This is a genomic window from Kitasatospora sp. NPDC002040, from assembly GCF_040296785.1.
Classification (GTDB): Bacteria; Actinomycetota; Actinomycetes; order Streptomycetales; family Streptomycetaceae; genus Kitasatospora.
In genome coordinates, this window is sequence record NZ_JBEOXV010000001.1 from 736,173 (window position 1) to 749,180 (window position 13,008).

Sequence of the window (13,008 nt, forward strand, 5' to 3'; positions counted from 1 at the left end):
CCCGCGTCTTGAAGTCTGATGGGTTCCGAGCGGCACAACGGCGCGTTACATCGGCGGGTTGCCGTGCTTACGGCTGGGCAGGTCGGCGTGCTTCGTGCGGAGCATGGCGAGCGAGGCGGCCAGGACGGCGCGGGTCTCGGCCGGGTCGATGACGTCGTCCACCAGGCCGCGCTCGGCGGCGTAGTAGGGGTGCATCAGCTCGGTCTTGTACTCCTTGATCTTCTGCGCGCGCATCGCCTCCGGGTCCTCGGCCCCGTTGATGTCGCGGCGGAAGATGACGTTGGCGGCACCCTCGGCGCCCATCACGGCGATCTCGTTGGTGGGCCAGGCGAAGGACAGGTCGGCGCCGATCGAGCGCGAGTCCATCACGATGTACGCGCCGCCGTAGGCCTTGCGCAGGATCAGCTGGATCCGCGGCACGGTGGCGTTGCAGTACGCGTAGAGCAGCTTGGCGCCGTGCCGGATGATGCCGTCGTGCTCCTGGTCGACGCCGGGCAGGAAGCCGGGGACGTCCAGCATGGTGACCAGCGGGATGTTGAAGGCGTCGCACATCTGGACGAAGCGCGCGGCCTTCTCGCTCGCGTTGATGTCGAGCACGCCGGCCAGCGACTGCGGCTGGTTGGCGATGATGCCGGTGACGTGGCCGTCGATCCGGGCCAGCACGCAGAGCACGTTGGTGGCCCAGCGCTCGTGGATCTCCAGCATCTCGCCGTGGTCGACGATCTCCTCGATCACCTTGCGCATGTCGTACGGGCGGTTGCCGTCGGCCGGGACGAGGTCGAGCAGCGAGTCGTTGCGGCGGTCGACCGGGTCGTCGTTCGGGGCGGCCGGGGGCATCTCGCGGTTGTTCTGCGGGAGCAGCGAGAGGAGGTAGCGGACCTCCTCGATGCAGCTCTGCTCGTCGTCGTAGGCGAAGTGCGACACGCCCGAGACGCCGGAGTGGACGTCGGCGCCGCCGAGGCCGTTCTGGCTGATCTTCTCGCCGGTGACGGCCTGCACCACGTCGGGCCCGGTGATGAACATCTGCGAGGTCTCGCGGACCATGAAGATGAAGTCGGTCAGCGCGGGGGAGTACGCGGCGCCGCCGGCGCAGGGGCCGAGCATCACCGAGATCTGCGGGATCACGCCGGAGGCGCGGGTGTTGCGCTGGAAGATGCCGCCGTAGCCGGCCAGGGCGGTGACGCCCTCCTGGATCCGGGCGCCGGCGCCGTCGTTCAGCGAGACCAGCGGGGCACCGGCCGCGATGGCCATGTCCATGATCTTGTGGATCTTCTGCGCGTGGGCCTCGCCCAGCGCGCCGCCGAAGATCCGGAAGTCGTGCGCGTAGGTGAAGACGGTGCGGCCGTGCACGGTGCCCCAGCCGACGATCACGCCGTCGGTGTGCGGCTTCTTGGCCTCCAGGCCGAAGCCGGTGGCCCGGTGCCGGCGGAGCGGCTCGACCTCGTGGAAGGAGCCCTCGTCCAGCAGCAGGTCGATCCGCTCACGGGCCGTCAGCTTGCCCTTGGCGTGCTGGGCCTCGGTGGCCTTGTCGCTCGGGCCGCGCAGCACCTGCCGGCGGAGTTCGTGCAGTTCGGCCACCCGCCCCCGGGCGTCGGCCGGGGTCTCGGGGACCTCGCCACCGGCGGGCGCCTCGTGCAGAACCGTCATCTCGAACCACTCCAAGTCTGAGGGAACTGTCCGGCGGCGGGCCGCTGCGGCGGGCCGTTCGCTACGAACACTTCTTCACCTACGACACTACGAGGGATCACCGCCGCTCCTCGGCGTCGATTCCGTACAAGGTCGGGCGTCAGAAGCTGTCAGGGCTGTACAGAAAGCGGCCCGGCCGAAAGCTCGGCCGGGCCGCTTCGCGGTGTTCCGGGGTGATCTAGCGCTGAGGTGAATCCGCAGGTCAGACGGCATTTACGGGGGTCTCGGGGAGGGCTCTGAGCGGCTACTGAGGGGTATCTCGGCTCGTAGGGATGCGCCAAAGCCTTCAGCGCTTGTCGGGTTCTTCCCCGTTGCCCTGTTCGCGCAGCTCGTCCTCGCGGCGGCGCAGATCGGCCTCCCACTGCTTCAGCAGCTCGGTGTCCCGGTCGCGCTGGTCCTGCTTCAGCGAGGCCAGGAACTCGGGGTTGTCGTCCGGTGCGACCTGCGGACCGGTGGCGCGGCCGGGTGCGCGCAGCGCGCCGCGCTGCTTGCCGATCGCCAGCCAGGCGATCGAGCCGACCAGCGGGAAGAGCAGCACGATGATCACCCAGACCACCTTGGGCAGGTGCTTGACCTCCTTCTCCGGCGTGGTCAGGCAGTCGATGAACGCCCAGATCCAGAGGGCGAGCAGGAGCAGTGGCGGCAGAATCCTCAGCACGGTGCGATCTCCCCCGGTGACGAGCAGGTGGGGCCCTCTTGGCGTGGCCAGGGTAGTCGGTATCGGATACTGACTGGCATGGCATACGACGATCTCCGTTCGTTTCTCCGGGCCCTGGAGCGAGAGGGCGACCTCAAGCGGATCAAGACCGAGGTCGATCCGCACCTGGAGATCGGCGAGATCGTCGACCGGGTGCAGAAGGCCAAGGGCCCCGCGCTGCTGTTCGAGAACGTCAAGGGCAGCTCGATGCCGCTGGCGATGAACGTCTTCGGGACGGAGCGCAGGCTCGCCAAGTCGCTCGGCCTGAAGGGCCCGGAGGAGATCTCGGAGAAGATCGCCGGCCTGCTCAAGCCGGAGCTGCCGCAGGGCTTCACCGGCTTCCGGGACGCCTTCGGCAAGCTGGCCTCGATGGCGCACGTGCCGCCGAAGAACGTGAAGTCCTCGGACGCGCCGGTGCAGGAGGTGGTGCTGACGGGCGATCAGGTCGACCTGGACGACCTGCCGGCGCTGTTCACCTGGCCGCTGGACGGCGGCTCGTTCTTCAACCTGGGCCTGACCCACACCAAGGACCCGGACTCGGGCATCCGCAACCTCGGCCTGTACCGCCTGCAGCGGCACGACAAGCGGACCATCGGGATGCACTGGCAGATCCACAAGGACAGCCGGAACCACTACGCGGTGGCGGCCAAGCGCGGTGAGCGGCTGCCGGTCGCGATCGCGTTCGGCTGCCCGCCCGCCGTGACGTACGCGGCCACCGCGCCGCTGCCCGGCGACATCGACGAGTACCTGTTCGCGGGCTTCGTGGCCGGTGAGCGGGTGCGGATGGTGGACTGCAAGACCGTCCCGCTCCAGGTCCCGGCCGACGCCGAGGTGGTGCTGGAGGGGTGGCTGGAGCCCGGGGAGATGCTGCCCGAGGGGCCGTTCGGCGACCACACCGGCTTCTACACGCCGCAGGAGCCGTTCCCGGCGCTGACCATCGACTGCGTGACCATGCGCAAGCGGCCGATCCTGCAGTCGATCGTGGTCGGCCGCCCGCCGACCGAGGACGGCCCGCTGGGCAAGTTCACCGAGCGGTTCTTCCTGCCGCTGCTCAAGATCATCATCCCGGACATCGTGGACTACGACCTGCCCGAGGCGGGCGGCTTCCACAACTGCGTGATCGTCTCGATCGACAAGAAGTACCCCAAGCACGCCCAGAAGGTGATGCACGCGATCTGGGGCGCGCACATGATGTCGCTGACCAAGCTGATCATCGTGGTGGACGCCGACTGCGACGTGCACGACTACCAGGAGGTCGCCTGGCGGGCCCTGGGCAACACCGACTACAGCCGCGACCTGACCGTGGTCGAGGGCCCGGTGGACCACCTGGACCACGCCTCGTACCAGCAGTTCTGGGGCGGCAAGGCGGGCATCGACGCCACCCGCAAGCTGCCCGAGGAGGGCTACACCCGGGACGGCGGCTGGCCCGAGATGGTCAGCTCCGACCCGGAGACCGCCGCCCTGGTGACCGCCCGCTGGAAGGAGTACGGCCTGTGAGCGCCGTCGCCGCCGCCCCGGAGCCGGGCAAGGTCCGGGCCTTCCTCAACCTGGTGCTGATCGAGCACTCGGTCTTCGCGCTCCCGTTCGCGTACATCTCGGCGCTGACCGCGATGTTCCTGACGGACGGTCGGATGCACTGGGGCGACCTGTTCCTGGTCACCGTCTGCATGGTCGGCCTGCGCACCTTCGCGATGGCCGCCAACCGGATCATCGACCGCGAGATCGACGCCCGGAACCCGCGCACCGCCAACCGCGAACTGGTCACCGGCGCGGTCTCGCTCCGCACCGCGTACGTCGGCTCGGGGATCGCGCTGCTGGTCTTCCTCGGCTCCGCCGCGCTGCTCAACCCGCTCTGCCTGCTGCTGGCCCCGCTCGCGGTGGTCCCGATGGTGGTCTACCCGTACGGCAAGCGGTTCACCGACTTCCCGCACGCCATCCTCGGCTTCGCCCAGGCGATCGGGCCGATCGGCGCCTGGCTGGCCGTCAGCGGCAGCTGGTCCTGGTACCCGGTGGTGCTCGGCCTCGCCGTCGGCATCTGGATCGGCGGCTTCGACCTGATCTTCGGCACCCAGGACGTGGCCGCCGACCGGGCCGAGGGCGTCCGCTCCGTCCCGGCCCGCTTCGGCATCCCGGCCGCCCTCTACGGCGCCCGCGCCTGCCACGCCGTCACCATGGCGCTGCTGGTCTGGTACGCCCTGCTCACCGACGCGGGCCCGGCCTTCTGGGTCGGCCTGGCCGTGGTGGCCGGCGCCTTCCTCTACGAGCACTCGATCGTGAAGCCGCACGACCTGTCCCGCCTCAACCGGGCCTTCTTCACCACCAACGGCTTCGTCGGCATCTCCCTCTTCGCCTTCGCCCTGCTGGACCTGGTCCTGCGCGGTCTGACGTTCTGACGGCCGCTCAGGCGGCTCCGGCTCCGGCCGCCGCGGCCCGGGCGTCGCGGAGGGCGAGCCTGGCGTAGGCGCGGACGTCGGCGTCGGGGTCGGCCAGGCGGTCGCGGAGGGCGGTGGCCACGGCCGGGTCGGCGGCGTGCGGCGCTGCGGCGCGGACGGCGGACTTGCGGACGTCCATGTGGGGGTCGGTCAGCAGCGGCAGCAGCGGGGTGGTGGCGCCGGCGCTGCCGAGGGCGGTGGCGGCGCCCTTGCGGACCTCCCAGGCGGGGTCGGGGCGGCTCGCCAGGGCGAGCAGCGGGGGCGGGCAGCCGAGGCCGGCCGCGCCCTGGAAGGCGGCGGCCCGGACCAGGGGTTCGGGGTCGGCGGCCAGCCGGAGCAGGGCCGGGACGGCGGCCGGGTCCCCGATGGTGCCGAAGCCCTCGGCGGCGAGCACCCGGACCTCGCGGGCCGGGTCGTCGGCGGCCGGCAGCAGGGCCGGTGCGGCGTCGAGCGAGACCAGCCCGCTGACGGCCTGCAGCCGGACGGCGGTGGCCGGGTCACCGAGTGCGGAGGCGTACAGGGGGAGCGGGCCGGTGCGCAGGGCGCGGGAGAGTTCGAGTACGCCCGCGCGCACCACCGGGTCGGGGGAGGCCGCGTGCGGCAGGAGCGCCGGGCCGAGCTCGGGCGTGAGGGTGGGGAGGAGTTCGCGCAGCGCGGCCACGGCAGCGGCCCGGACGGCGGTGTCGGCGTCGGCCAGGGTGCGGGCGAGCTCGGGGCCGGTCCCGGCGGAGACGTTCTCGGTGAGCAGCGCGACGGCGGTGCGCCGGACGTCTGCGGCCGGGTCGCGCAGGTAGGGGAGCAGCTCGGCCAGCGCGGGCTCGTCCAGCCGGAGCAGCTCGCGCAGCCGGGGTGAACCGGCGGACTCGGCGGCGGTGGACGCCGCCGGGCGGACGGCGGCCTCGCCGGTACGGCCGACCGGCAGCGCGTGCACCTCGCCGAGCACGGTGACCGGCAGGGCGGGCGGTTCGAAGCCGTCCACCGGGACCAGGTAGGGCGCGACCGGCCGGGTCAGGAACTCCATCGCCCCGTCGTCCGCCCGGCGGCGCAGGTTGAGGTGGCTGAACCAGCGCTCGTCGTCCTTCCCCGGGTGGTCGATCCGCTCGTGGTAGAGGCCCCAGCGGCTCTCGGTGCGGGCCAGCGAGGAGCGGGCGGCCATCTCGGCGCAGTCCCGGATGAAGTCCACCTCCACCGCCCGCATCAGCTCGTGCGGGGTGCGGGCGCCGATCCCGGCCACCTCGCCGCGCATCCGCTCGAAGTGCTCCAGCGCGACCGAGAGCCGGGCGCCGGTCTTCGGCGGCGCCACGTAGTCGTTGACGAAGCGTCGGAGCTTGTACTCCACCTGCGGCTGCGGCGGCCCGTCCGGGTTGCGCAGCGGACGGTAGATCAGCTCGTGCGCGGCGGCCAGCTGGTCGGCCGGCAGTTCGGCCCGGGCGGCGGGCAGGTGGGCGGCGGCGTGGGTGCCGGCCAGGTCGCCGAAGACGAAGGCGCCGATCATGTAGTTGTGCGGGACGCAGGCCAGGTCCCCGGCCGCGTACAGGCCGGGCACGGTGGTGGCGGCGTTCTCGTCCACCCACACCCCGCTGGCGGAGTGCCCGCCGCAGAGCCCGATCTCGGAGATGTGCATCTCGATGTCGTGGGTGCGGTAGTCGTGGCCCCGGTTGGCGTGGAAGGTGCCCCGGCTGGGCCGCTCGGTGGTGTGCAGGATCGACTCCAGCGCCTGCACGGTCTCCTCCGGCAGGTGGGTGGTGCGCAGGTAGACCGGGCCCCGGTCGGAGGCCAGCTCGGTGGCGAACTCGGCCATCATCTGCCCGGACCAGTAGTCGGAGTCGACGAAGCGCTCGCCGTGCCGGTTCACCTGGTAGCCGCCGAACGGGTTGGCCACGTACGCGCAGGCGGGTCCGTTGTAGTCCTTGATCAGCGGGTTGATCTGGAAGCACTCGATCCCGCTCAGCTCGGCGCCCGCGTGGTACGCCATCGCGTAGCCGTCGCCGGCGTTGGTCGGGTTCTCGTACGTGCCGTACAGGTAGCCGCTGCTGGGCAGGCCGAGCCGGCCGCAGGGGCCGGTGGCCAGCACCACCGCGCCCGCCTCGACGGTGACGAACTCCCCGCTGCGGGTGTCGAAGGCGGCCGCACCGACCGCCCGGCCGCCGGAGGTGAGCACCCGGACCGGCATCACCCGGTTCTCGATCGTGATCCGCTCCCGCATGTGGCGCTGCCGGAGCACCCGGTAGAGCACCTTCTTGACGTCCTTGCCCTCCGGCATCGGCAGCACGTAGCTGCCGGACCGGTGCACCTGGCGGACCTGGTACTCGCCGTACTCGTCCTTCTCGAACTTGACCCCGTAGCCCTCCAGCCGCCGCACCATGTCGAACCCCCGGGTGGCGGTCTGACGCACCGTCCGCTGGTCCACGATCCCGTCGTTGGCCCGGGTGATCTCGGCGACGTAGTCGTCCGGTTCGGCCCGGCCGGGGATGACGGCGTTGTTGACCCCGTCCATGCCCATCGCCAGCGCGCCGGAGTGGCGCACGTGTGCCTTCTCCAGCAGCAGCACGTTCGCACCGGCCTCGGCGGCGCTGAGCGCGGCCATCGACCCGGCGGTGCCGCCGCCGATCACCAGCACGTCGCAGCTCAGTCGGCGGGCCTCGGTCAGGTCGGGGATCTGCATGGTCAACGGCCCTTTCAGGAAAGCTCGGTGAGGATCTTGGCGCGCAGGGCGAGGACAGCCGGGTCGGTCCTGGCGGCGCTCTCGCGCGGCCGGGGCACCGGGTGCAGGGCGAGCAGCCGGCCGCCGCCGAGCACCGCGACCCGGTCGCCGAGCAGCAGCGCCTCGTCCACGTCGTGGGTGACGAAGACCACCGTGCAGCGCTCCTTCTCCCAGACGGTGAGCAGCAGTTGCTGCATGGCGTGCCGGTTCTGCGCGTCCAGCGCGCCGAACGGCTCGTCCATCAGGACGGCCTTCGGTGAGTTGACCAGCGCCCGGGCCAGCTGGACGCGTTGGCGCTGGCCGCCGGACAGCTGCCGCGGCAGCCGGTCGTGGTGGCCGTCCAGGCCGACCCGGCCGATCCAGTCCTCGGCCGGGGTGCGGCGCTGCCGCCGGGGCAGTCCGGCGATGGCCAGCGGGAGTTCGACGTTGCGGCGGACGGTGCGCCAGGGCAGCAGCCCGTCCTCCTGGAACACCAGGGCGCGCTCGGCGGACGGCCCGCGCACCGGGACGCCGTCCGCCAGCAGCTCGCCGCCGGTCGGCGGCAGCAGCCCGGCCAGGGCGCGCAGCAGGGTGGACTTGCCGCCGCCGGAGGCCCCGACCACGGTCAGCACCTCGCCGGGCGCCACCTCCAGGTCGAGCCCCTCGATCACCGGGTGCCCGGTGTGCCCGAGGGCCAGGCCCCGGGCGGTCAGTCGCAGGCTCATCGCTCGCTCCCCAGTCGTGGCGGCAGCCAGCCGGTCAGCCGGCGGCCGAGGATCTCGACGGCCCCCGAGGTCAGCCAGCCGAGCAGGCCGATGGTGGCCATCCCGACGAAGACGCCGGGGTAGTCCAGCACGGTGTACGCCTGCCAGGTCCGGTAGCCGACCCCGAACTGGCCGGAGACCATCTCGGCGGAGATCACGCAGATCCAGGAGACCCCGATCCCGACCGAGAGCCCGCCGACCACCCCGGGCAGCGCGGCCGGCAGCACCACGCTGAACAGCACCCGCCACCGGCCGCCGCCCATGGTCCGGACGGCCTCCTCCCAGAGCGGCGGCACCGCCCGGACGGCGTGCCGGGTGGCCACTGTGACCGGGAAGAAGGCGGCGGCGAAGGTGATGAAGACGATGCCCTGCTCGTTCTCCGGGAAGAGCATGATCGCGACCGGGACCAGGGCGATCGCCGGGATCGGCCGGACCACCTCCAGCACCGGGCCGAGCAGGTCGGCCGCCCAGCGCGAGCGGGCGGTCAGCACCCCGGCGGAGACCCCGAGCAGGGCGGCCAGCAGGAAGCCGGTGCCGATCCGCAGCAGACTGTCCGTCAGGTCCTGCCAGTACTCCGCGGTGCCGAGCCTGAGCCCGAACGCCTCCCAGACCTGGACGGCCGTCGGCAGGTGGTCGAACCGGACCCAGAGCCGGACGTGCTGCGCGGTGAGCAGCTGCCACAGGCCGACGAAGCCGAGCAGGGAGAGCAGCCGCAGGAGCCGACGGCGGGTCACGAGGCCGCCAGGGCTTCCCGGTAGGAGAGCGGCCGGGCGCCGGGGTGCCCGGCCAGGTACGCCTGCACGCCGTCCTCGGTGGTGAACGGCAGCAGCGCGGTGCCGTCCTGCACCCAGAGGTCCTTGTCGGCGAACCAGCGGGTGCCGGTCGCGGCGTCCGGCACGTACGCGGCGCGGAGCTTCTTGCCGGACGCCTTGACCGCCTTCAGCAGGCAGCCCGGGTCGGCGGCCGGCTGGGTGGCCCCGTCGCCCTCGAACCACACCTCGCCCGCCAGCTTCGGGTCGGTGACCGGCCTGCCGCAGACCGGGTCGGTGCCGGTGATCCGAGCGGGTTCGACGGTGGGCAGGGCGGCCTGCTCCAGGTAGGAGCGGTCGATGAACTTCTCCAGGTCCAGCGCCTTGAGCACGCCGACCGACTTGAGGAACGGCACGTCCTCGCCGAGCGCGGCCAGCAGTTCGGGCCGGAGCGGGGTGGCGAAGGTGGCGATGCCGTTCGGCCCGTTGTAGAGGTGGACCACCTCGGCGGGCAGGCCGGTGGCCTCGGCCACCTTGCGGCTGGCCGCCAGCGGCTCCTGGTTGAGGTAGGCGGTGGCGTCGGCCTGGGCGTTCAGGAAGGCCTTCACCACGGCGGGACGCTCGGTGCCGAACTTCTGCCGGATCACCACCCCGTGCAGGGTCGGCTTCGCCAGCGCGGCGCCGTCGTAGAGCAGCCGCGCGTCGCCGGCGAAGACCACCGCGCCGGGCCAGGCGACGAACTGGGCCAGCGCGTCCACCCCGCCCGCCTTGAGGGCGGAGGCGCCGACGGCGGGCTGCTGGTTCTGCTTCTGGATCTCGGTGTCGGCGACGCCCGCCTTGCGCAGCGCCTGCACCAGGGTGCCGTCGGCGGCCGAGCCGACCGAGGTGGAGACCTTCTTGCCCTTCAGATCCGCCAGCGTGTGCGCGGTGGAACCGGTCGGCACCACCACGCTGTTGAGCGCGCCGAGCAGGTTGTAGCCGGTGATCGAGACCAGCCGGGTGCCCGGGCCGCCGGCCTCCTGGGCGCGGGAGCCGTTGATCAGCAGCGGGTAGTCGCCCATCGAGCCGATGTCGATCTTCTCGGCCAGCATCTGGGCGGTGATCGGGGCGCCGGAGTCGTAGTCCTGCCAGGTCACCTTGTAGTGCCGGCCCTCGGCCCTGCCGAGCTCGGTGAGGCGCTGCTCGAAGTAGCCCTGGGCGCGCAGCAACGTGCCGGCCGTCACGGTGTTGATGGTCTTGGACTGGTAGCCGACCACCACCTCGACGGTGCCGTCGCCGCTGCCGGAGGAGGAGGAACAGGCGGTGGCGGCGGTCAGGACTGCTGCGGCCAGCACGGCTCCGGTACGTACTCTCATGTCTGACTGTTCCTCAACTATCGCAGCAGATACGGCATGTTGACGGTGACGGCCCCGGTGGGGCAGCGGGCGGCGCACGGGCCGCAGTACCAGCACTCGTCCACGTGCATGTACGCCTTGCCGCTGTCCGGGTTGATCGCCAGCGAGTCCAGCGGGCACATCTCCACGCAGAGCGTGCAGCCCTCGATGCAGAGCGAGGCGTCGATGGTCACGGGCACGTCGGAGCGGTGGTCGGCGAGTGCCATGGTGTTCGGATTCCTTCGGGGTCGAGGGGTGCTCGGGGGTGCGGGGTCAGGACAGGTCGCGGAGCAGGTGGCCCTGCATGGTGAGCCGGTCGCCGCGGAACCGGACGTACTCCAGGTCGACCGGGCGGCCGTCGGCCAGCGAGGTCAGCCGTTCCAGCATCAACAGCGCCGCACCGCGCGGGACTTCGAGCACGGTGGCGGAGTGCGGGTCGGCATTGACCGCCTCCAGGGTGATCTCGGCCCGGCCGAGCGGCTGCCCGGCGATCTCCTCGATCAGCCGGAACAGGTCCTGGCCCGCCAGGTCGGCGGCGTCCAGCTCGGCCCCGATGTCCGGCGCCAGGTAGGTCAGGTCGAGCGAGAGCGGCAGCCCGTTCAGCCGCCGCAGCCGCTCCACGTAGACGACGTCCGCCCCGTCCGGCAGCCCGAACCGGCGGGCCACCGGGCCCGGCGCCCGGACCGGGCCGAACGCCCGGACCTCGTTCACGACCTCGCCGTGCTCGTGCAGGGTCTCGGCCAGGCCTTCGAGCCGGTTCAGGCCGTGCGGCACCTTCGCCGCCACCACCACCGTCCCCGAACCGGGCACCCGCCGGACCAGCCCCTCCTCGCGCAGCAGGTCCAGCGCCTCCCGGACGGTGTTCCTGGACTCGCCGAACTCCTCGGCCAGCTGCTCCTCGTGCGGCAGCGGCCGCTCCCGGCCGCGCTCGGCCAGCACCTGCCGGCGCAGCACGTCCGCCACCTGCCTGGCCCGGTCGGCCCGCAGCCGCCTGGTGCCGGGTCGGGCGGCGTTCTCGCTGGTCATCGCGGTGGCTCCGGGGTCGGGGGCTGGTGGTCGCGAGAACCATAGGGCCGTACCGCCCGGTTTTTCGTTGCCGCAGTATTACGCCACCTGATGGCCCGGTCGCACCGTCCTGACCTGGGGCGATCCGGCTGCTGCGGGTCGAACTGCCACCTGCCTGCCGAGCCGGGATGCTGGAGTGGAGTCCGTTCCCGTCCCTCGCCGTCCGTTCCCGTCCTTCCCCGTCCGTTCCAGGAGTGGTTCCGATGATCGGCAAGCTGCAGTGCGTGGTGCTCGACTGCCACTACCCCGCCGGGCTGGCGCACTTCTACGCCGCCCTGCTCGGCGGCGAGGTGGACCGCCCCGATCCGCGCTGGTCGCTGGACGAGTTCTGGTCCACGGTGCACGTGCCCGGCGGCGCGGTGCTCGGCTTCCAGCGGGTCGAGGACTACCGCCCGCCGATGTGGCCGGACCCGGCCCACCCGCAGCAGCTGCACCTGGACATCGACGTGGAGGACCTGGACGCGGCGGAGGCGCGGGTGCTGGAGCTGGGCGCGGTCCGGAAGGCGGTCGAGACCGGCTGGCGGGTCTACACGGACCCGGCGGGCCACCCGTTCTGCCTGGTGCGGGGTGCCGCCGGTCCGGAGGCCTCCGGCTGACGGCCTATCATTTCACCATGTCTGCCGCTGAGTTGATCAGGATCGTGTCCCGCTCCTCGCCGATGGCGCTGGCCCAGGTGGAGCGGGTGCGGGCCGAGCTGGCCGTACTGCACCCGGGGATCAGGACCGAGGTGGTGCCGGTGGTCACCTCGGGGGACCGCTGGATGGGTGATCTGGCGAAGCTGGGCGGGAAGGGCGCGTTCACCAAGGAGGTCGACCAGGCGCTGCTGGCGGGGGAGGCCGACCTCGCGGTGCACTGCCTCAAGGACGTCCCCGCCGACCGGCCGCTGCCCGCCGGGACGGTCTTCGCCGGGTACCTGCGGCGCGACGACATCCGCGACGCGGTGATCCACCCCGAGGGCCTGACGCTGGACCGGATGCCGGCCGGCAGCCGGATCGGCACCTCCTCGGTGCGCCGGATCGCCCAGCTCGCCGCCTCGCACCCGCACCTGGTCTGCGTGCCGATCCGGGGCAACGCCAACAGCCGGCTGGCCAAGCTGGCGGCGGGGGAGGCCGACGCCCTGCTGCTGGCGGCCTCCGGCCTGGAGCGGATCGGCGAGAGCGACCGGATCAGCGAGATCCTCCCGCTGGACGCGATGTGCCCGCCGATCGGCGCGGGCGTGCTCGCGCTCCAGTGCCGCGAGGACGACCACGCCACCATCGAGGCGGCGGCCGGACTGGGGCACCACGACACCTGGCGGGAGGCGACGGCGGAGCGGATGTTCCTGCACGTGCTCCAGGGCCACTGCAACAGCCCGATCGCCGGGTACGCGACGGCCGAGGCGGACGGGCGGCTGGCCCTGCGCGGCCGGGTCTTCTCGCCGGACGGCAAGCAGATCCTGGACGCGCACGAGTGGGCGGGTGCGCTCAGCCCCGAGGACCTCGGGACCTCGGTCGCGCTCGCCCTCAAGCGGCAGGGCGCGCACGAGCTGATCGCGGCCATCCCGCACTGACCGGCCGTCG

Annotated in this window: 12 protein-coding genes; 4 read left to right on the plus strand and 8 right to left on the minus strand. The window is 72.4% G+C overall.

What is annotated here, in order from left to right:
* Positions 1-45: 45 nt before the first annotated feature.
* Entirely contained in the window at positions 46-1,647 is a 1,602-nt protein-coding gene (locus ABT118_RS03565; RefSeq protein WP_350644599.1) for an acyl-CoA carboxylase subunit beta, read from the minus strand.
* Between the two features lie 325 nt (positions 1,648-1,972).
* Positions 1,973-2,344, minus strand: a complete 372-nt coding sequence (locus ABT118_RS03570; protein ID WP_350644600.1) for a PLD nuclease N-terminal domain-containing protein — start codon at positions 2,342-2,344, stop codon at positions 1,973-1,975.
* A 78-nt stretch (positions 2,345-2,422) separates the two neighbouring features.
* On the opposite strand from ABT118_RS03570, the gene ABT118_RS03575 reads away from it, so the two are divergent.
* Both ABT118_RS03575 and mqnP read left to right on the plus strand, forming a co-directional pair.
* Positions 2,423-3,880 (plus strand): menaquinone biosynthesis decarboxylase, encoded by a 1,458-nt coding sequence (locus ABT118_RS03575; RefSeq protein WP_350644601.1) that lies wholly within the window; start codon positions 2,423-2,425, stop codon positions 3,878-3,880.
* Positions 3,877-4,776 (plus strand): menaquinone biosynthesis prenyltransferase MqnP, encoded by a 900-nt coding sequence (mqnP, locus tag ABT118_RS03580; RefSeq protein ID WP_350644603.1) that lies wholly within the window; start codon positions 3,877-3,879, stop codon positions 4,774-4,776. The genes ABT118_RS03575 and mqnP overlap by 4 nt, the downstream gene beginning before the upstream one ends.
* A gap of 7 nt (positions 4,777-4,783) precedes the next feature.
* Here the strand turns inward: mqnP and ABT118_RS03585 are convergent, their stop codons facing one another.
* Genes ABT118_RS03585 through ABT118_RS03610 form a run of 6 tightly spaced genes read right to left on the minus strand, consistent with a single transcriptional unit; the run spans position 4,784 to position 11,410 of the window.
* Positions 4,784-7,480: a fumarate reductase/succinate dehydrogenase flavoprotein subunit gene (locus ABT118_RS03585; protein WP_350644604.1), complete on the minus strand. Its 2,697-nt coding sequence runs from the start codon at positions 7,478-7,480 to the stop codon at positions 4,784-4,786.
* Positions 7,481-7,494: 14 nt separating this feature from the next.
* Positions 7,495-8,223 (minus strand): ABC transporter ATP-binding protein, encoded by a 729-nt coding sequence (locus tag ABT118_RS03590; RefSeq protein ID WP_350644605.1) that lies wholly within the window; start codon positions 8,221-8,223, stop codon positions 7,495-7,497.
* Positions 8,220-8,996 (minus strand): ABC transporter permease, encoded by a 777-nt coding sequence (locus ABT118_RS03595; protein WP_350644607.1) that lies wholly within the window; start codon positions 8,994-8,996, stop codon positions 8,220-8,222. Before ABT118_RS03595 ends, ABT118_RS03590 begins: the two co-directional genes overlap by 4 nt.
* A complete protein-coding gene (locus tag ABT118_RS03600; RefSeq protein WP_350644609.1) occupies positions 8,993-10,366 on the minus strand; it encodes an ABC transporter substrate-binding protein in 1,374 nt (457 codons plus the stop codon). Before ABT118_RS03600 ends, ABT118_RS03595 begins: the two co-directional genes overlap by 4 nt.
* Before the next feature lie 17 nt (positions 10,367-10,383).
* Positions 10,384-10,611, minus strand: coding sequence for a 4Fe-4S dicluster domain-containing protein (locus tag ABT118_RS03605; protein WP_350644611.1), 228 nt, complete (start codon positions 10,609-10,611; stop codon positions 10,384-10,386).
* A gap of 46 nt (positions 10,612-10,657) precedes the next feature.
* Entirely contained in the window at positions 10,658-11,410 is a 753-nt protein-coding gene (locus ABT118_RS03610) for a GntR family transcriptional regulator (protein WP_350644612.1), read from the minus strand.
* Positions 11,411-11,652: 242 nt separating this feature from the next.
* Here ABT118_RS03610 and ABT118_RS03615 point away from each other — a divergent pair, with 242 nt between their 5' ends.
* Complete coding sequence (locus ABT118_RS03615; RefSeq protein WP_350644615.1) at positions 11,653-12,045, plus strand: VOC family protein; 393 nt, start codon at positions 11,653-11,655, stop codon at positions 12,043-12,045.
* 17 nt (positions 12,046-12,062) lie between these two features.
* Positions 12,063-12,998, plus strand: a complete 936-nt coding sequence (gene hemC / locus ABT118_RS03620; RefSeq protein ID WP_350644617.1) for a hydroxymethylbilane synthase — start codon at positions 12,063-12,065, stop codon at positions 12,996-12,998.
* Positions 12,999-13,008: the final 10 nt, after the last annotated feature.